Origin of the sequence: Amycolatopsis sp. NPDC058986, assembly GCF_042741125.1 — a bacterium.
GTDB lineage: Bacteria > Actinomycetota > Actinomycetes > Mycobacteriales > Pseudonocardiaceae > Amycolatopsis.
In genome coordinates, this window is record NZ_JBHYJW010000006.1 from 209,912 (window position 1) to 228,743 (window position 18,832).

15 protein-coding genes are annotated in these 18,832 nt (G+C 69.8%); 10 read left to right on the plus strand and 5 right to left on the minus strand.

Features of this window, described 5'->3' with window-relative positions; all coding sequences use genetic code 11:
* Positions 1 to 53 precede the first annotated feature (53 nt).
* The 3 genes from ACFW0G_RS08560 to ACFW0G_RS08570 form a co-directional block, all read right to left on the minus strand.
* Positions 54 to 1,076, minus strand: coding sequence for a DMT family transporter (locus tag ACFW0G_RS08560; protein ID WP_378324230.1), 1,023 nt, complete (start codon positions 1,074 to 1,076; stop codon positions 54 to 56).
* Positions 1,077 to 1,174: 98 nt separating this feature from the next.
* Positions 1,175 to 1,783 (minus strand): NAD(P)H:quinone oxidoreductase, encoded by a 609-nt coding sequence (gene wrbA / locus ACFW0G_RS08565; protein WP_378324231.1) that lies wholly within the window; start codon positions 1,781 to 1,783, stop codon positions 1,175 to 1,177.
* 137 nt (positions 1,784 to 1,920) lie between these two features.
* Positions 1,921 to 2,739, minus strand: a complete 819-nt coding sequence (locus tag ACFW0G_RS08570; RefSeq protein ID WP_378324232.1) for a lysophospholipid acyltransferase family protein — start codon at positions 2,737 to 2,739, stop codon at positions 1,921 to 1,923.
* Between the two features lie 129 nt (positions 2,740 to 2,868).
* On the opposite strand from ACFW0G_RS08570, the gene ACFW0G_RS08575 reads away from it, so the two are divergent.
* From ACFW0G_RS08575 to ACFW0G_RS08595, 5 genes are all read left to right on the plus strand, one after another.
* Positions 2,869 to 5,400, plus strand: a complete 2,532-nt coding sequence (locus ACFW0G_RS08575; protein WP_378324233.1) for a DNA translocase FtsK 4TM domain-containing protein — start codon at positions 2,869 to 2,871, stop codon at positions 5,398 to 5,400.
* Positions 5,401 to 5,476: 76 nt separating this feature from the next.
* Positions 5,477 to 6,715, plus strand: coding sequence for an ATP/GTP-binding protein (locus tag ACFW0G_RS08580; RefSeq protein ID WP_378324234.1), 1,239 nt, complete (start codon positions 5,477 to 5,479; stop codon positions 6,713 to 6,715).
* A gap of 50 nt (positions 6,716 to 6,765) precedes the next feature.
* On the plus strand, positions 6,766 to 7,287 hold the full coding sequence (locus ACFW0G_RS08585) for an RloB family protein (protein ID WP_378324235.1): 522 nt from the start codon (positions 6,766 to 6,768) through the stop codon (positions 7,285 to 7,287).
* Positions 7,288 to 7,328: 41 nt separating this feature from the next.
* The gene (locus ACFW0G_RS08590; RefSeq protein WP_378324236.1) at positions 7,329 to 7,802 is read left to right on the plus strand and encodes a hypothetical protein; all 474 of its coding nucleotides are present in this window, start codon (positions 7,329 to 7,331) and stop codon (positions 7,800 to 7,802) included.
* A 126-nt stretch (positions 7,803 to 7,928) separates the two neighbouring features.
* Positions 7,929 to 8,435 carry a hypothetical protein gene (locus ACFW0G_RS08595; protein WP_378324237.1) on the plus strand — a complete coding sequence of 169 codons (507 nt, stop codon included), beginning with the start codon at positions 7,929 to 7,931 and terminating at the stop codon, positions 8,433 to 8,435.
* Positions 8,436 to 8,489: 54 nt separating this feature from the next.
* Here ACFW0G_RS08595 and ACFW0G_RS08600 read toward each other — a convergent pair whose 3' ends face one another.
* Positions 8,490 to 9,137: a nitroreductase family protein gene (locus tag ACFW0G_RS08600; RefSeq protein ID WP_378324238.1), complete on the minus strand. Its 648-nt coding sequence runs from the start codon at positions 9,135 to 9,137 to the stop codon at positions 8,490 to 8,492.
* 66 nt (positions 9,138 to 9,203) lie between these two features.
* A complete protein-coding gene (locus tag ACFW0G_RS08605) occupies positions 9,204 to 9,722 on the minus strand; it encodes an amino-acid N-acetyltransferase (protein WP_378324239.1) in 519 nt (172 codons plus the stop codon).
* Between the two features lie 128 nt (positions 9,723 to 9,850).
* Here ACFW0G_RS08605 and ACFW0G_RS08610 point away from each other — a divergent pair, with 128 nt between their 5' ends.
* The 5 genes from ACFW0G_RS08610 to ACFW0G_RS08630 all read left to right on the plus strand — a co-directional run bounded on the left by ACFW0G_RS08610 (position 9,851) and on the right by ACFW0G_RS08630 (position 18,659).
* The gene (locus ACFW0G_RS08610) at positions 9,851 to 15,514 is read left to right on the plus strand and encodes an AAA family ATPase (protein ID WP_378324240.1); all 5,664 of its coding nucleotides are present in this window, start codon (positions 9,851 to 9,853) and stop codon (positions 15,512 to 15,514) included.
* Between the two features lie 5 nt (positions 15,515 to 15,519).
* The gene (gene rimO / locus ACFW0G_RS08615) at positions 15,520 to 16,962 is read left to right on the plus strand and encodes a 30S ribosomal protein S12 methylthiotransferase RimO (RefSeq protein ID WP_378324241.1); all 1,443 of its coding nucleotides are present in this window, start codon (positions 15,520 to 15,522) and stop codon (positions 16,960 to 16,962) included.
* Positions 16,959 to 17,606 carry a CDP-diacylglycerol--glycerol-3-phosphate 3-phosphatidyltransferase gene (pgsA, locus tag ACFW0G_RS08620; RefSeq protein WP_378324242.1) on the plus strand — a complete coding sequence of 216 codons (648 nt, stop codon included), beginning with the start codon at positions 16,959 to 16,961 and terminating at the stop codon, positions 17,604 to 17,606. The genes rimO and pgsA overlap by 4 nt, the downstream gene beginning before the upstream one ends.
* 3 nt (positions 17,607 to 17,609) lie before the next feature.
* On the plus strand, positions 17,610 to 18,071 hold the full coding sequence (locus ACFW0G_RS08625; RefSeq protein ID WP_378324243.1) for a CinA family protein: 462 nt from the start codon (positions 17,610 to 17,612) through the stop codon (positions 18,069 to 18,071).
* 99 nt (positions 18,072 to 18,170) lie between these two features.
* Positions 18,171 to 18,659, plus strand: coding sequence for a helix-turn-helix domain-containing protein (locus ACFW0G_RS08630; protein ID WP_378324244.1), 489 nt, complete (start codon positions 18,171 to 18,173; stop codon positions 18,657 to 18,659).
* Positions 18,660 to 18,832: the final 173 nt, after the last annotated feature.

An 18,832-nucleotide genomic window follows, 5' to 3' on the forward strand; every position in this document is an offset into this window, starting at 1 on the left:
GGCCTTGACGGCGCTTGTCCGCCGAGGGGAACCCGGGCTGTCGGGGCCCGCCCCTAGGATGTATGGCAAGGGGGCTTCAGGGTGTCCTGAAGCTTCCGTTCATTCCTTCGCGGGTCCTTTGTGGATGTTCCGGGAGTGATGGTGCGGGAGTTGAGCTGGACGACGAGCGCGCCGCCGAGCAGGACGGCCGCGCCCAGTCCCTGCACCCAGGACAGCGTCTCGCCCAGCAGCGCCCAGGCGATGGCCGTCGTGTACACCGGTTCCGCCAGGCCCAGCACGCTGGCGACCGACGCGGGCAGATAGCGCAGTGCGGAGATCCCCGCGAGGTAGGCGAACACCGTCGAGATCAGCACGAGCGCGAGCAGCAGCAGCCACACCGGCGGCTGCCACGGGCCGAGCCGTGCCTCGGCGGTGATGACCTGCCACGGGAGCGTCCAGGGCGGGGCGACCACCGAAACCGCGATCGCGCCGATCACCATGCCCCAGGTGGTCAGCCCGAGCGGGTCCTGCTGGGCGACCGCGCGTTCGCCCAGCAGGAAGTAGCTCGCCGAACAGAGCGCGGCGCCGAACCCGGCGAGCAGGCCGATCCCGTCGAGGCGCAGTCCCTGCCACACCTGCGCGACCAGCGCGAGGCCGAGCATGGCGAGCGCGATCCCGCCCCAGATCGCCCGCGGCAGCCGGACCTTGCGGACGCAGCGCACCCACAGCGCGATCAGCACCGGCGAGATGAACTCCATCAGGATCGCGATGCCCACCGGGAGACGTCCCGCGGAGACGAAGTACATGAGCTGGACACCGGCGACGCCGAGGAGGCCGTATGCGACGAGCACCGGCCAGTCCCCGCGGCGCACCCGAAGACGTTTCGGCTGGACGAGCGCGGTCCCGGCGAGGAGCACCAGCGCGGCGAGGCCGATGCGCGCGGTGGCGACCTGCTCGGGGGACATCCCGGCGTGCATGGCCGATTTGGCCAGCGCTCCCGACATCCCGAAGCACAACGCGGCGAGCAGGATCAGGACGGTGCCCCGGCCGCGATGCGCGACACCGGGCGGGGCGAGGACGGGGAGTTCAGTGGTCACGTCGCGAGGCTAAACGGACCGATCAACTCATTTTCGCGCCGTGAGCTGAAGGGGACTTTCCCCGCATGCGATGCGAGGAAAGTCCCCTTCAGCGCGTGTTACGAGAGGAAAGTCCCCTTCAGCTTGCCGGTGACCGTGGCGAGGCGGCGGCCCTGCACCCGGAGAGCGCCGAGCGCCAGGTCGTCGGGCTCGGCGGACTTCCGCGAGACGAACGAGCCGCCGTACGGGTTCCCGGACTCGTGCAGGTGCGGATCGGTGTAGCCGAGCGGCAGGACGATCGCGCCCCAGTGGTAGAAGACGTTGTTGATCGCCAGCACGGTCGACTCCAGGCCACCGTGCGAAGTGGACGCGGTGGTGAACGACGTCGCGACCTTGTCGGCGAGCTTTCCCTGTGCCCACAAGCCACCCGTGCTGTCCAAATAGGACTTGAGCTGCGCGGCGGGCCCGCCGAAGCGGGTCGGGCTGCCGACCGCGAGGCCGTCCGCCCACTCCAGGTCGTCCAGCGTGGCGAGGTCGTGGTGCGGGCCGGAATCGACCCACGCCTGCCAGCGGGGGTTGCGCGCGATGGCGTCCGGCGGCACCGTCTCGGGAACGGTCCGCAGCCGGACGTCGGCGCCGGTCTCGGCCGCGCCGTCGGCGAGCGCGGTGGCCAGCTTCGCGGTGTTGCCGGTGGCGCTGTAGTAGGCGACGAGAATGCGTGTGCTCACGTCCCGCGACTCTACTGTGCCGTTTGTTACCAATCCGACGGCAGTCACGGCGGAAACAGGTACCTACGAGCAGGTCGGCCGCGGACCGTATCCGCCTGCTTTCGGTCGGATTGGTAAGGCGAACCGCGGACGCCGTCTCATGATCCGGAATTCGGCCGCCACGGGCTGCGCGTGTCGGTGGGCCGCGTCGGGTCGTGGAAGCGTGGCACGTCCGGTTCGCCGCGGCGCAGCGGGACGAGTCCGTCGGTGATGGCCTGCATGATCCTGGCGTGCGCCCGCACCCCGGCACCGGGCCGCTCCGGCTCGACACCGGAGAGATCCACCGGCGCGCCGAAATGGACGCGGAACCGCGGACGCCGCAGCGGCGCGGAAAGGCCCGAGCGGGCCAGCGGGACCAGGTCGGCCGGGCCGTTGACGGTCTCGGTGCCCCAGTAGACGGCCTCGTGCGCGCCCCACTGGCTGATCGGGATCACCGGGACGTCCGCGGCGAGCGCCAGCCGCGCCGCGCCCGTCTTGCCGCGTTCGGGCCAGAGCCCGGGGTCGTGGCTGATCCGGCCCTCGGGGTAGACGATGATCGGCTCGCGCGTGGTCTTCAGCGCCTCGACGGCCTCGGTGAACTGCCCGACCGCGGTCGCGGCCTGCTTGCGGTCGACCCGCAGGTGCCCGCTGACCCGCAGCGCGGGCCCGATCACCGGCGCGTCCAGGATGCCCCCGGCCAGCATGAACCGCGGGTTGATGCCGATCCGCTTGCACGCGGCCATCAGCACGAACGCGTCGAACACCCCGATGTGGTTGGCGGCCATCAGCAGCGGCCGGTGCCGCAGGTGCGCGGGCACGCTGCCGGACACCGTGAGCCGTCCGACCAGGTTGACCAGGCCGCGGTCGATGTTCAGCATCGTCCGCCAGAGGGCGGGGGCACGGCGGGGCGATTCGTCGTCCTGGCGCAGGGTGAACATGCCGAGAGCATGTCATGACGCCGATTTCACCCGAACGGCCGCTCATGTCCGAGGTCACGGGGAAAATGTTGTGGACGTGCCGCGAGTGGCACATGGGGCGAACGGTGCTCGCCGGTTACCGTAGAGGGCATGGCTAGCGGGTCGGCGACGAGGAAGCGGAGCACGGGAAGCGGCGGCAAGGGGTCGGCGCGGAAGCCACGTACCCAGGCGAAGCCGCGTTCGTCCGGTACGCGTAGTTCGTCCGCGCGGGGCTCGTCCGCACGCAGGACCCCTGCCCGCAAACCCGCCCCTCGCCGCTCCAGCCGGTCCTCGGGCTCGTTCGCCCGTGGCGTCCGCGGCACCTGGAACCTGCTGGCCAAGGGCCTCGGGACGGTGGCGAGGACGGTCGGCCGGACCAGGGAGCTGGAGCCGGAACACCGCCGGGACGGGCTCGCGCTGGGCCTCATCGCCGTCGCGCTGGTCGCGGCGGTCGGCGTCTGGTGGCGTGCGGCGGGGCCGATCGGCGAGGGCGTCGAGTTCGGCACCCGCGCGATCCTCGGCGCCGGCGCGGTGACGCTGCCGCTCGCGCTGGTCGTGATCGCCGTCGCGCTCATGCGCTCCGAGCCCAGACCGGAGACCCGGCCGCGCATGGTCATCGGCACCCTGCTGGTCATCCTGGCCGTGCTGGGGATGCTGCACATCTTCACCGGGCTGCCGGAGACGAACGACGGGCGGATGTACGCCGGCGGCATCATCGGCGTGTTCTCCGGTGGGCTGCTCACCAAGGGCGTGACGACCTGGGTCGCGGTCCCGCTGCTCGTCCTGGTGCTGGTGTTCGGGATCCTCGTGTTCACCGGCACGCCGGTCCGCGAGATCCCGCACCGGCTGCGCACCTGGGGCATGGACGAGGAGGAACTCGCCGACGCCGAGGCCGAGCGCCAGGCGATCGCGGCCGAACGCGAGGCCGTCACCGAGGCGGACCCGAAGTCGGTGCGCCTGCGCAAGCCGTCGCGGCGCAGGCAGTCCAGCGGCGCCGAGGGCGAGCAGCTCGACATCGAGGCCGCGCTGGCGGAGCCGCCGACACCGTTGCGCCCGCCGAAGCCCGCGAAGGCCGTCGCCGCGGAAGTCCCGGAGAAGAAGCCGAAGAAGGCCGCCGAACCGCCGATGGCCGTCACGCGGACCGTCGAAGGCGACTACGAGCTCCCGCCGCCGGACCTGCTGCAGCTCGGCGACGCGCCGAAGTCCCGCAGCAAGGCCAACGACGCGATGATCGAGGCCATCACCGGCGTCCTGGAGCAGTTCAACGTGGACGCCCAGGTCACCGGCTTCACCCGTGGCCCGACGGTCACCCGGTACGAGGTCGAGCTGGGCCCCGGCGTGAAGGTCGAGAAGATCACCGCGCTGACCAAGAACATCGCCTACGCCGTCGCCACCGACAATGTCCGGCTGCTCGCGCCCATCCCCGGCAAGTCCGCCGTGGGCATCGAGGTGCCGAACTCCGACCGCGAGATGGTGCGCCTCGGCGACGTCCTGCGCGCCCCGGGGACCGTCAAGGACAACCACCCGATGGTGATCGGGCTGGGCAAGGACATCGAGGGCCACTTCGTCACCGCGAACCTGACGAAGATGCCGCACCTGCTGGTGGCGGGGTCCACCGGTTCCGGTAAGTCGAGCTTCGTCAACTCGATGCTGGTGTCGCTGCTGGCGCGGGCGACCCCGGACGAGTGCCGGATGATCCTCATCGACCCGAAGATGGTCGAGCTGACGCCGTACGAGGGCATCCCGCACCTGATCACGCCCATCATCACCCAGCCGAAGAAGGCCGCCGCGGCGCTGGCCTGGCTGGTGGAGGAGATGGAGCAGCGTTACCAGGACATGCAGGCCAACCGGGTCCGGCACATCGACGACTTCAACAAGAAGGTGAAGTCGGGGGAGATCACCGCGCCGCCGGGCAGCGAGCGCGAGTACCGGCCCTATCCGTACATCATGGCGATCGTCGACGAGCTGGCCGACCTGATGATGACCGCGCCGCGCGACGTCGAGGACGCGATCGTCCGGATCACGCAGAAGGCCCGTGCCGCCGGGATCCACCTGGTGCTGGCCACCCAGCGGCCCTCGGTCGACGTCGTGACCGGCCTGATCAAGACCAACGTACCCTCGCGGCTGGCGTTCGCGACCTCGTCGCTCACCGACTCGCGGGTCATCCTCGACCAGCCCGGTGCCGAGAAGCTCATCGGTATGGGCGACGCGCTGTACCTGCCGATGGGCGCGGGCAAACCGGTCCGCATCCAGGGCGCGTTCGTCGGCGACGACGAGATCTCCGCCGTCGTGAACTTCTCGAAGGAGCAGGCGCAGCCCGACTACAACGACGGCGTGACCTCGGCGAAGGCGGGAGAGAAGAAGGAGATCGACCCGGACATCGGCGACGACCTCGACGTCCTGCTGCAGGCCGCGGAGCTGATCGTGACCTCGCAGTTCGGCTCGACGTCGATGCTGCAGCGGAAGCTGCGGGTCGGGTTCGCGAAGGCCGGCCGGCTGATGGACCTGCTGGAGAGCCGGGGCGTGGTGGGCCCGTCGGAGGGCTCGAAGGCCCGCGACGTGCTGATCAAGCCGGAAGAACTGGAGTCGGTGCTGTTCATGATCCGCGGCGGCGACGCACCGCCCGCGGACGACGAGGAGTAGCCTCGGACGATGCTTCGGGGCGTTCTGTGCGGTTTACTGGTACAGAACGACCCGAAACTTCGTCAGAGAGGTGTTCATGGTGCTGCGAAGCTTTCGGCTGGCGAACCACAGCTCGTTCCGTGACGAGCACGAGCTTCTGCTGATGCCCGCACTCCCCGGCGATGACCGCGCCGTCGTACCCGCGGCGGCGATCTACGGTGCCAATGCCTCCGGTAAGTCCAATCTGCTCGATGGTTTGTGGCAAATGCGCGGGGCGGTCGTCGGACCCCTTGTGCTGGGTGCGGGGGACCGCGACTTTTTTCTGTTGGACGATGCCGGGGCGACACGTCCGTCGGTCTATGTCGTGGAGATCATCGCCGAGGGAATCCGCTATACATACGGCTTCAGCGTCGATGACGAGCAGGTGCTGGAGGAATGGCTGTACGCCTACCCGGAGAAGCGCAAGCGGGTGATTTTCGAACGACAGGATGGCGAAGTCAGGTTCGGAAGCACCGTCGCGGACCTGAAGGGTAAGTTCGCTGCTTTGGAGGAGTTGATCCGGCGGGACACCTTGTTTCTCGGAGTGTGCGACCGGCTGGAACTCGGCCCCCTGATGCCCGTTTATCGCTGGTTCGAGCACGGATTGCGGATACGGACCCGGACCGCCTCTCGGTCCGTTCGGGAGGTGGGTGATCGTGTCGGTGCCTTTATACGGCGAAGCCCGGACAATGCGCGGAAGCTGTCGTCGTTGCTGGCTGCCGCCGACGTCGGTATCACCGATGTCTTGGTGGAACAGGTCGAAGGCCCCTTGCCGGTTCGTCGCTGGTCTCGGCCACCCTCGCCGCAAGGCGGCGCGCCGAGGCAAACGCACTGGGTTCTCAAACTCCGGCACGGACCTGGTGCGGAACCATTCGACCTCTATGCTGAATCCGCCGGAACCCTGAACTGGCTCGAGTTGCTGCCGACGGTTCTCGAAGTGCTGGACCGTGGACAGGCCTTCGTCGTCGACGAGATCGACACCAGCTTGCACCCGATGCTGACTGCTAAATTGGTCGGGCTTTTCCGGACTCCGGAAACGAACCCCCACGCGGCGCAGTTGATCTTCACCACCCACGACACCAGCTTGCTCGGCACGATGCTGGGTGACCAGGTACTGGATCGGGATCAGGTCTGGTTTGTCGAGAAGGGCGCCGAGGGAGCGAGTCAGCTTTATCCGCTGACCGACTTCAAACCACGTAAGGAGCAAAACACCGAGCGTCGCTACCTCGCGGGCAGCTACGGTGCGGTGCCGGTACTGGCCGACTCCTCGTTCGCAGACGCGGTGCTGGGCAAATGATCCGGCGGGAGAACAACGGACGTCGTCGCTCACCGCTTAGAGAACCTCGTGTGTCCACGCTGATTGTCTGTGGCGCAAAGGTGACCGAGCCCGCATATTTCGATGGCCTCAAGCGTGCTCGTCGCAATCCGGCGATCACTGTCACCATCAAGAAGAAGGCAGCCGACCCGGAGGCTGTCGTGAGGTACGCGGCGGCCGCGCGTCGGCAGGCTGACGGGGTGTACGACGAAGTTTGGTGTGTCGTCGACGTCGACGAGTTCGACCTGGCGAAAACGGCGGCTCTTGCACGGCGGTCACGCATCAACCTGGCGATCTCGAACCCCTGTTTCGAGTACTGGCTGCTGCTGCACTTCCAGGATTGTTCCGCACCGCTGACCTGCTACGCGGAGGTCGATAAGCGGCTACGCAAGTACGTGCTCGGCTATGACAAGACAGCTCTCAAGTTCACGGACTACGCCGACGGCGTCGCGGATGCCGTCGAACGCGGCAAGTCACGCGGAGCTACTCATGGCGAGGAGCACAACCACAACCCGTCCAGTGGGGTCTGGGCTTTGGTCGAGAAGATCCGGTGAAGCCGTGCAACCCCGGACGGCGCCCGTTCCGTCGTAAGGGCGTGGATGGGAAGCAGCTGGTCATCGGAGTCATCGTGCTCGCCGGGGTCGCCCTCGGGGCGGGCAGCTCGCTCGCGGCCGGGCAGCACTCGCGGCCGGTCGCGCCTGCCGGCCAGCCGGGGCCCGGCCAGCCGAGAACGGAGCAACCCTCGACTGAACCGGTCGGGGTCAAGCTCGATCAGCAGTTCACGCTCAGGACCGGGCAGGCGGCGGCACTGGACGACAAGGACCTCGTCGTGCGGTTCACGGACCTGGTCGACGATTCGCGCTGCCGTCCCGGCATGCAGTGTTTCTGGGCGGGCGAGGCGGTCGTCGCGGTCAGCATCGCCGAACCGGGCCGGGGTGAGCGCACCACGGCCGAGCTGCACACCGGGCAGGGCGGGGCGAGCCGGACGGAGTTCGCCGCCTGCCGGATCGACCTGATCGCGGTGAACCAGGCCGGGGACGCGGTGACCTTGCGAATCTCCAAGGCATAAAAGGAAAGTCCCGCTCAGCAGATCTCGTGGATCATCGTGGCAACCTCCCTCGCACCCGGCACGTCTACCGGGTGGCGACCGCGGAGGGCGGTCGCGTTGGGGATCTCAATTCGAGGGGGAACACCTATGCACAAGGTCGTGTCGAGACTGCTGCTCGCGCTGGTGGCGGCGGTCGTGGGGGCGGGGCTCATGGCGGGCCCGGCCCAGGCGGCAGGCCAGACCCAGGCCCGGATACTCGACTCGTTCGGCTACGGGCAGCTGAAGCTGGGCATGTCCGAGGCGGACGCTGTGGCCACGGGGCTGCTCACCGCGGGGGAGCCGGGGAAATGCGCCGCCTACTACTTCGTGCCCAGCGAGGGCAGCATGCCGCGCAGCAGTGGTGTGTTCATCTCGAAGACCGATGGAGTCACCGTTATCGGCGGCACGTCGAAGATGCGCACGCCGCAGGAGATCTGGCGCGGCTCGACGCTTGACGACCTGCGTGAGGCGTACCCGGACCTCACGCAGGACAGCCAGATGGACTGGATCTACCGGGCGTCCGCGCCCGGAAACCCGGCGGCGAACTACAGCTTCGTCGTGAACTTCAACCAGGTCCAGGACTTCGCACTGGAGGCAACCGGCAAGGGGTGCTGACAGCGGACTCGGTGGGCACAGGGCGACCCGGCCGTGTGCCCACCGGGCCGGCACTCAGTCTCCGAGCGCGTGGCCCCAGCCGTCGAGGTAGGCGACCTCGTCCAGCGGGATCCGCCGTGCGGGCGCGAAATCCGACACGGTCGTGTAGGCCACCGGCAGCAGCCCGACCTGCGTGTAACCCTCGGGAATGCCGAGGATCTCGGCGGCTTCGGCCTCGTGCTGCAGGTGGTATGTCGTCAGCGTCGAGCCGAGACCTCGCGAACGCAGCGCGAGCTGGAAGTTCCAGACCGCGGGGAAAATCCCGCCGTAGAACGCCGAATCCAGGGCGTTGTCCCCGTGCGGACGGCCTCGCAGACAGGGGATCACGTACACCGGGACGCGGTCGATGACGTCGATCAGGTGCTTGCCCGAAGCGATCGCGCGGGCCACTGGCAGCTGCTTCACCGTGTCACCGGCGGACTCGATCGCCGCTTCCAGGTACGCCGTGCCGACGCGCCGGAACAACGTGGCCAGGCGGTCCTTGACGTTCTGGTCGCGAATGACGAGCCAGCGCCACGCTTGCGCGTTGCCCGGTGTCGGCGCCTGAAGTGCCAGTTGCAGGCACTCGCGGAGCACGTCGGCTTCGACCGGCCGGTCGAGGTCGAGTTTCCGCCGCACCGAGCGGGTCGTGCTCAGCAAATGATCGGTGATCGAGGTGTCCATCCCCGGCCTCCCCGGTGTTCCATGATCGTCCACAGCCGACACTAGCCCCTCGGGCCGACCGTCCGATCAGGACTCCAGCTCCAGCAGCATCCTGCTGTTGCCCAGGGTGTTCGGCTTGACGTAGGGCAGATCGAGGAACTCCGCGACACCGGGGTCGAGCGACCGCCGCATCTCGTCGTAGACCTCCTGCGTCACCGGCGCGCCGTCGATCTCGACGAAGCCGTGCCCGGCGAAGAAATGGGTCTCGAAGGTCAGGACGAACAGCCGTCTCAGGCCCAGTTCCCGTGCTTCCCCGACGAGCCGGTCGACCAGCGCGTGGCCGATCCCACGTCCACGCGCGGCCTTGTCGACCGCCACGGTGCGCAGCTCGGCGATGTCCTCCCACAGCACGTGCAGCGCCGCGCAGCCGAGCACCTCGTCCGCCGCGTCGGCGACCCAGAACTCCTGGACGGCTTCGTACAGCGTGACCAGGTCCTTTTCCAGCAGCACGCGGCCGGCGTCCGAATCGACCAGTGTCTTGATCTTGCGGACGTCGGCGATGCGGGCGCGGCGGATCGCCGCCTCACCGGGCGAATCTGGGGGCACGGATCGACCGTATCCGGCGCGCGAGGTCTCCGCTGCGGTGGGTTCCGTGTGTTCGACGGTTCCCCGTATGCTGCTTCGGCGCAGGTGATCAGCTGCTCACGCAGAGGATTCGACAAAGAGGGGGAGCTTTGACGCGCGCCGGATGGGACCCGTTCCAGGCCGCGGAGGCCCAGGCGTCGGCCGGGAGGACGACGATGCTGGCCGCGCCGGACGGGGTGTCGTGGCTGCTCGTCCCGGGACGGCCGTGGCAGTGGAGCGCCCGTGGGGGCGCGTGGCAGTTCGGGCAGCCGCCCGCCGATCCGGGATACCGGGGCGCCACCCGGCTGGTGCCACCGCCAGGACCCGCGCCGTCGGCTCCGCCGCCGGTGCCTCCGCCCGCGTACGGGCCGTCGTCCGGTCAGGTGCCGGTCGCGCCGCCGGGGCCGCCGTCCGGACCACAGGCCAGGGCCGTCCCGCCCCCGCTGCCCACCGGCCCGGCGCCCGTGGGCCCGCCGCCCCTGCCGAACACACCGCCGCCGCTGCCCGCGCCCGTGGCCGCCGCCCCACCCGCGCCACCCGCCCGCCCGGCCGTCGTGGTGGAGAACCTCCGCGGCGGGACCCGTTTCGTGGCCGGGCCGGAGTCGGCGCTCGCGTTCATCGACCGCGCCGTCCGCATCATCGGCTGGGCGGACGGGACCCGGCACGCGGAGCAGTCGGGCCCGGCCGATCCGCCGCCGCCCGAACCGGAGCCGCCGGAGGGTGGCAGCCAGTACGGCCTGCTCGACAACATGGCCGCGCACAGCCGATCCGTGACCCTCGACCTGCTCGCCGCCGGAAACCGTTTCCGGCGGTCGAGTCAGCAGCGGAAGCAGCAGGAGGACTACGAGCGCGCGTATCAGCAGTGGCAGCTCGACTACCAGGAGTGGGAGCGGCGGCAGCGTGAGGCGGAGCTGCGCACGGCGGGACAGGAACAGCCGAACCCGCTGATCCTGTTCGTCGGCAAACCACACACCGGGCAGCGACGGCTGTTCCGTGCTGTGTCCGAAGCGCTGTACGCCGCGGGTGTGAGCGTCAGCGCGCCCGCCAACGTCACCGGGCCGGAACTGCTCGGTGGCAAGGAGAATCCGTCCGCGGAAGCGGAGTTGCGGCGCACGATCGAGCGCTACGACGACGCCGAGGTGCCCCCGTCGGTACTGGTGGAAGAAGCCGACGTGCTCTTCGACGGCGCGCCCGGTGGTGTCATCCGCTACCTCCGCGATCTCGCGCACGACCAGAACAGCTGCCGGGTCGTCGCGTTCGCCGGGACCGAGGCCATGCTGTCGCTGCTCAAGGCCGAGGCGCCGGAGCTGATCCCGAGGCTGCTCGTCCATCCGATGCCGGACCTGTCCCAGCCCGCGACGGTGTCCGCGCTGCTCGACATCTTCACCGCGGAGCGGTCGATCGTCATGGCGCCCCCGGTGCGGGAGCGGCTCGCCGGGCTCGCGCAGGCGGGCCGCACGACGGAGAACGCGAGGGACGTCGAGGCGTTGCTCGCGGCGGCCAGCCAGCACGCCATCGGCCGGGGCGCGACACCGGGCGGCCCCGTGCACATCGAACCGGCCGACGTCGAGCAGCTCGCGCAGTCGGTGCGGGCCAAGGGCGGCAAGACGATCGAGGAGCTGCTCGCCGAGCTGGACGGGATGATCGGGCTCGCTTCGGTGAAGCAGCGGGTGCGGTCCTTGGTCGACGAGATGGCGATCGACGCCCGGCGTCGCGAGGCGGGACTGCGGGTGGCCACTCGCAGCCGTCATCTGCTCTTCACCGGTAACCCGGGCACCGCGAAGACGACGGTGGCGCGGCTCGTCGGCCAGATCTACCAGGCGCTCGGCGTGCTGTCGAAGGGACACGTCGTCGAGGTGGCTCGCACCGACCTCGTCGGCGAGTTCCTCGGCCACACCGCGCCGAAGACCCGCGAGGTGTGCGAGCGGGCGATGGGCGGCGTGCTGTTCCTCGACGAGGCGTACAACCTCGTCAGCGACAAGGACGACGAGTTCGGCCGCGAGGCGGTCACCGAGCTGTTGCTGCAGATGGAGAACAACCGGGACGGCTTCGTCGTGTTCGCGGCGGGTTACCCGAAGGAGATGGACGATTTCCTGGAGAGCAACCCGGGCCTGCGCTCGCGGTTCGCGGGCAGGGTGGAGTTCCCGGATTACTCGAACGAGGAACTCGCCGGCATCTTCCGGGTGATCGCCGAGAGCCAGGGCTACCGGCTGGCCGACGACGCGGCGGCGGCGCTGCCGGACGCCGTCCGGACGATCCCGCGCGGCCGGGGTTTCGCGAACGGCCGGTCGGCACGGGTGCTGCTGGAGGCGGCGATCGCCAAGCAGTCCTCGCGCCTGGCCGCCGCGCCGGACACCGATGCCGCCGAACTGGAAGTCCTGGTCGCGGCCGACCTGCCGGGGGCGGGCGAGTCCGGCGTCGCGATGACCGACGGTGGTGGCCCGCGGCGAAGCCTCGACGACCTGCTGTCCGAATTGGACGGAATGATCGGGCTCGCGTCGGTGAAGCAGCGGATCCGTTCGCTGGTCGACGAGATGGCCATCGACAAACGCCGCCGTGAGGCCGGGATGCGGGTCGGTGCCCGCACCAGGCATCTCGTGTTCACCGGAAACCCGGGGACCGCGAAGACCACGGTGGCCCGGCTGATCGGGCAGATCTACCGCGAACTCGGTGTCCTCTCCTCGGGTCACCTGGTCGAGGTCACCAGCCCGGACTTGATCGGGCAGTATGTCGGCACCACCTCCCCGAAGACGCGTGAGGTGTGTGAGCGCGCGGTCGGTGGGGTGTTGTTCATCGACGAGGCGTACAACCTCGCGGGCGCGAAGGGGACTGACTCGGATTTCGGCGGTGAGGCCGTCGCGGAGTTGCTGGTGCAGATGGAAAACCACCGCGACGATCTGGTGGTGATCGCGGCCGGTTACCCGAAGGAGATGGACAACTTCCTCGAGACGAACCCCGGCCTGCGGTCCCGGTTCGCGAACCGCGTGGAGTTCCCGGATTACTCCAACGAGGAACTCGAAGGCATTTTCCGTGTCATGGCGGAGAAACAGGGCTATCGACTGGGTGAGGACCTCGAAGGCGCGCTCTCCGAGGCGGTCCGCCGGATTCCGCGGGGCCGGGGCTTCGCGAACGGCCGCTCGGCGCGGGGCCTGCTGGAGGCGGCGACCGCGCGGCAGTCGAGCCGCTTGGTGGGGCAACCCGACGCGGAGCTGGACGTCTTGGTCGCCGCGGATCTTCCGGGTGCGGGGGAGTCCGGTGTCGGTATGGCGGACGACGGTGGCCCGCGGCGGAATCTGGACGAGCTGTTGTCCGAATTGGACGGAATGATCGGGCTGGCGCCGGTGAAGCACAGGGTTCGTTCGCTGGTGGACGAGATGGCGATCGACAAACGCCGTCGCGAGGCGGGTTTGCCGGTATCGGCCCGCAGCCGCCACTTGGTGTTCACGGGTAACCCGGGGACGGCGAAGACGACGGTGGCGCGGTTGATCGGGCAGATCTACCGGGAACTCGGCGTGCTGCCGTCCGGGCATCTGGTGGAGGTCACCAGCCCGGACCTGCTGGGCCAGTACTACGACGACGCCGCGCAGACGACGCGTGACGTGTGTGAGCGTGCGGTCGGCGGCCTGCTGTTCATCGACGAGGCGTACAACCTCGCCGAAAAGGCCGCGGGCAACGACGTCGTCGCGGAGTTGTTGGTACAGATGGAAAATCACCGTGACGACCTGGTGGTGATCACGGCCGGTTACCCGAAGGAGATGGATACTTTCCTGGAGACGAACCCTGGCCTGCGGTCGCGGTTCGCGGGCCGGGTGGAGTTCCCGGACTACTCCAACGAGGAACTGGCCGCCATCTTCCGTCTGATGGCGGGGAACCAGAAGTACCGGCTCGCCGAGGACATGGCGAACGCGTTGCCCGAGGCGGTCCGGCGCATCCCTCGGGGGAAGGGTTTCGCCAACGGCCGCTCCGCGCGGGTGCTGCTGGAGGCGGCGATCGCCCGGCAGTCCGGCCGTCTCGCGACGCAGCCGGACGCCGAACTGGACGTCCTGGTGGCCGCGGATCTGCCGGAGGCGGGCGAATCCGGCGTCGGGGTCGCGGACGATGGTGGTCCGCGGCGGAGTCTGGACGAGCTGCTGTCCGAATTGGACGGAATGATCGGGCTGGCGCCGGTGAAGCACCGGGTCCGTTCGCTGGTCGACGAGATGGCGGTGGACAAACGCCGTCGCGAGGCCGGGATGGCCGTCACCACCAGGACCCGGCACCTGGTGTTCACCGGGAACCCTGGCACGGCGAAGACGACGGTGGCGCGGTTGATCGGCCAGATCTACCGGGAACTCGGCGTGCTGCCGTCCGGGCACCTGGTCGAGGTCACCAGCCCGGACATGATCGGGCGGTATGTGGGCGAAACGTCTCCGAAGACGCGTGAGGTGTGTGAGCGCGCGGTCGGTGGTGTCCTGTTCATCGACGAGGCGTACAACCTCGCGGGCGCGAAGGGGACTGACTCCGACTTCGGCGGTGAGGCCGTCGCGGAGTTGCTGGTGCAGATGGAAAACCACCGTGACGACCTGGTGGTGATCACGGCCGGGTATCCGAAGGAGATGGACAACTTTCTGGAGACCAACCCGGGCCTGCGGTCGCGGTTCGCCGGGCGGGTCGAATTCCCGGACTATGCGAACGAGGAACTCGAAGGAATCTTCCGCCTCATGGCGGCCAAGCAGGGCTACCGCCTCGCCGAGGACATGACCACAGCGTTGCCGGAAGCGGTCCGCCGCATTCCGCGGGGGAGAGGCTTCGCGAACGGCCGGTCCGCCCGCGGGCTGCTGGAGGCCGCCATCGCCAAGCAGTCGAGCCGGGTCAGCGGCGCCGACGGCGCGGAGCTGGACCAGCTCGTCGCCGCGGACCTGCCGGGCTCGGGCGAGGCCGGGGTCGCGGTCGCCGACGACGCCGGGCCCCGGCGCGGCCTCCAGGAGCTGATGGCCGAGCTCGACGGCATGATCGGCCTCGACGGCGTCAAGCAGCGGGTGCGTTCGCTGGTCGCCGAAACCCGGCTGGACGCGCGGCGCCGCACCGCGGGCCTGCCGGTGTCGCCACGCAGCAGGCACCTCGTGTTCACCGGCAATCCCGGCACCGCGAAGACCACAGTGGCCCGGCTGATGGGGCAGATCTACCGGGAGCTGGGCGTGCTGCCGTCCGGGCATCTGGTCGAGGTGACCAGCCCGGACATGATCGGCGAGTACATCGGACGGACCGCGCCGAAGACCCGCGAGGTGTGCGAGCGCGCGGTCGGCGGCCTGCTGTTCATCGACGAGGCCTACAACCTCGTCCAGGACTACGGGAACGACTTCGGCAAGGAAGCCGTCGCCGAGCTGCTGGTGCAGATGGAGAACCATCGCGACGACCTGATCGTCATCGCGGCGGGCTACCCGGCCGACATGGACCGCTTCCTCGACAGCAACGCCGGGCTGCGCTCGCGGTTCGGGGGCACCGTCGAGTTCGCCGACTACACCGACGACGAGCTCGCGGGGATCTTCACCGCGATGGCGGCCAAGCAGGGCTACCGGCTCGCGTCCGACCTCGCGACGGCGTTGCCGCAGGTGATGGCCGGGATCGACCGGGGCGCCGGGTTCGCGAACGGCCGGTCCGCGCGCGGGCTGCTCGAACAGGCGATCAGCGCGCAGGCGATGCGGCTCGCCGGGCCCGAAGTGGATCTCGAACAACTGGCCGACGACGACCTGACCCTGCTGACGATGGGCGATCTGCCACGCCAGCTACCCTGAACGTCGTGCCTTCTCCCACCACAGAGCCCGACAGCGGCCGACGCGTCTCCTTGCTGACCCTGGGCTGCGCCCGCAACGAGGTCGACTCCGAGGAGCTCGCCGGCCGTCTCGCCGCCGGTGGCTGGGAGCTGACCGCGGATCCCGAGGACTCCGACGTCGTGGTGGTCAACACCTGCGGGTTCGTCGAATCGGCCAAAAAGGACTCGGTCGACACACTGCTCGCCGCGTCCGACACCGGCAAGAAGGTCGTCGCCGTCGGCTGCATGGCCGAGCGTTACGGCCACGAACTCGCCGAGAGCCTGCCCGAGGCCGACGCCGTACTGGGCTTCGACCACTACGCCGATCTCTCCGAGCGGCTCGGCGACGTCGTGGCCGGGCGCAAGATCGCCGCGCACACGCCGTCGGACCGGCGCAAGCTGCTGCCGATCAGCCCGGTGCAGCGGCCCGCCGCGGCCGAGACGGTCGAGGTGCCGGGCCACGCCCAGCACGGCTGGGGCCCGCGCGTGCTGCGCACCCGGCTGGACACCTCGCCGGTGGCGGCGCTGAAGATCGCCTCCGGCTGCGACCGGCGCTGCTCGTTCTGCGCGATCCCCTCCTTCCGCGGCTCCTTCGTGTCCCGGCAACCGGAGGAGATCATCGCCGAGGCGCGGTGGCTCGCCGAGCAGGGCGTCAAGGAGCTGTTCCTGGTCAGCGAGAACTCGACCTCATACGGCAAGGACTTCGGCAGGGACGGCGCCCGCGCGCTGGAACTGCTGCTGCCGCGGCTTGCCGAGATCGAGGGCATCGACCGCGTCCGCGTGTCCTACCTCCAGCCCGCCGAGACCCGCCCGCAGCTGGTCAAGGCCATCGCCACCACGCCGGGCGTCGCGGACTACTTCGACCTGTCCTTCCAGCACTCCAGCGAGCAGGTGCTGCGCCGGATGCGCCGCTTCGGCTCGACCGACTCGTTCCTCGCGCTCACCGAGCAGATCCGCGAGTACGCGCCGGCCGCGGGCATCCGCACCAACGTCATCGTCGGGTTCCCCGGCGAGACCGAGGAGGACCTCGCCGAGCTGGAGCGCTTCCTCACCGGTGCCCGGCTCGACGCGGTCGGCGTCTTCGGCTACTCCGACGAGGACGGCACCGAGGCCGAGACGTTCGACGGCAAGCTCGACCCCGCCGAGGTCGCCGAGCGGGTCTCGCGGATCTCCGCGCTGGTCGAGGAGCTGACCGCGCAGCGGGCCGAGGATCGCATCGGCGACTTCGTCGAGGTGCTCGTCGAGCAGACCGGCGAGGACGGCGACGACCCGACCGGCCGTGCCGCGCACCAGGCGCCCGAGGTCGACGGCGAATGCGTCGTGCTGGACGCGCCTTCCGCGCTCGAGGTCGGTGACCTGATCCGCTGCGAGGTGGTCGACTCCGCGGGTGTCGACCTCATCGTCCGGCCGGTACCGGACGCCGACCGGTGAGTGCGCTGCCGAGCGACGCGGGCGAGGGCAGTACGCCGCACGGCCACGACGCCCCCGCCCACGTCCCGGAGCCGACCCCGGTCCCGACGCTCAACATCGCGAACCTGCTGACGTTGTCGCGGCTGGTGCTGGTGCCGCTGTTCGTCGTCGCGCTGTTCACCGGTGACGGCACCGACATCCTCTGGCGCGCGATCGCGACCGGGCTGTTCGTCGTCGCCTCGGCCACCGACCAGGTGGACGGCTGGGTCGCCCGCCGCTACGGGCTGATCACCGACTTCGGCAAGATCGCCGACCCGATCGCGGACAAGGCGCTGATCGGGGCCGCGCTGATCGGGCTGAGCCTGCTCGGCGAGCTGTCGTGGTGGGTGACGATCGTGATCGCCGTCCGCGAGATCGGCGTGACCCTGCTGCGGTTCTGGGTGATCCGGCACGGCGTCATCCCGGCCAGCCGCGGCGGCAAGGCGAAGACGATGACCCAGATCGTCGCGATCGTCGCGTACCTCCTGCCGCTGTCCGCGGGCGCCGCGCCGGTGCGCTGGGTGCTGATGGGGCTCGCGGTGGCGCTGACGGTGGTGACCGGGCTCGACTACCTCGTCCGCGCCGTCCGGCTGCGTGCCGCCGGCCGCCGGGCCACCGGAGCCTGACCGGTGGAAGCCGCGGAACTCGTGACCTCGCTCATCGAACGCGGTGAGACGGTCGCCACAGCGGAATCCCTCACCGCCGGTCTCGTGTGCGCGACGCTGACCGGTGTTCCCGGTTCCAGCGCGGTGGTCCGCGGCGGGCTGATCGTGTACGCCACCGACCTCAAGGCCGAACTGGCCGGGGTCGACAGGGCGCTGCTGGCCGAGCACGGCGCCGTCCACCCCGAAGTGGCTGCCCAGCTGGCCGAGGGCGCCCGCGATCGCTGCGGCGCGACCTGGGGACTCGGCCTCACCGGGGTCGCCGGACCGGCCTCGCAGGACGGCGTCGCGCCGGGCACCGTGTATGTCGCGCTCGCCGGGCGGGGAACACGGACTGTGCGTACCCTCGGCCTCGACGGCGGCCGCGAACGGATCAGGACCGAAGCCGTGCGTGCGGTGTTCGCGCTGCTCGGGGAACATCTGCGCTGAATCGCGCGTTCGCCCTTGGCGTACGGACGTGTCAACTCCTGCATCCAGGGCGCCGCTCTGGGTAACGTAGGGGGTACCAGTTCGGAAGGGAGGCGCGTGATGACCGTGCTGTTGCGTGAGGCGATCGGTGATCGGCTCCGTCATGCCCGCACCAATCAGCGTCGTACGCTGCGCGACATCTCCCGCGCCGCCAAGGTCAGCCTCGGGTACCTCTCCGAGGTGGAGCGCGGGCAGAAGGAGGCGTCCAGCGAGCTGCTGGCGTCCATCTGCGAGGCTTTGGACCTTCCGCTCGGTGAGCTGCTCTACAACGTCGCGGCCGATGTGTCGGCCCTCGACACGGTCGAGGTCGCGCAGGTCGACGAGCGTGCCGAGGCTGTGCCGCGAGAGACCGTGCCGCGGGAGACCGTGCCGGAGCGCGGCGCCGCTGCGGAGGCGTCGGTGGCCGGTGGCTTCGAGGGTGGCAGGTTGATGTCCGAGCTGATCGGCAACGACCTGGCCGACCTGCAGATGTCGCCGGCCCAGCGGATGAGCCCGACGCTGCGCACGACGATCGGCGCGCCGAAGCTCGCGTCGATCATCGCCGCGTAATCGCAGGACTCGCGAGTGGGCGAGGTGTGTTCGCGGAAAGCGCGAACGTGCCTCGCTCGTCGTGTTTTCTGGGGGTGCAACCCCCAGGCCCCGCGGGGGGGGGCGGCCCCCCCCCCCCCCCCCCGGGGGCGGCGGGGGGGGGTGGGGGGGGGGCGGCGGGCGGGGCACGCCCC

Bases quoted from the DNA above. Each gene is read 5' to 3' on its own strand.
- ACFW0G_RS08630 (WP_378324244.1), top strand. From the start codon at position 18,171: ATGACCGTGCTGTTGCGTGAGGCGATCGGTGATCGGCTCCGTCATGCC.
- ACFW0G_RS08600 (WP_378324238.1), bottom strand. From the start codon at position 9,137: ATGGACACCTCGATCACCGATCATTTGCTGAGCACGACCCGCTCGGTG.
- ACFW0G_RS08575 (WP_378324233.1), top strand. From the start codon at position 2,869: ATGGCTAGCGGGTCGGCGACGAGGAAGCGGAGCACGGGAAGCGGCGGC.
- ACFW0G_RS08580 (WP_378324234.1), top strand. From the start codon at position 5,477: ATGGTGCTGCGAAGCTTTCGGCTGGCGAACCACAGCTCGTTCCGTGAC.
- ACFW0G_RS08570 (WP_378324232.1), bottom strand. From the start codon at position 2,739: ATGTTCACCCTGCGCCAGGACGACGAATCGCCCCGCCGTGCCCCCGCC.
- ACFW0G_RS08595 (WP_378324237.1), top strand. From the start codon at position 7,929: ATGCACAAGGTCGTGTCGAGACTGCTGCTCGCGCTGGTGGCGGCGGTC.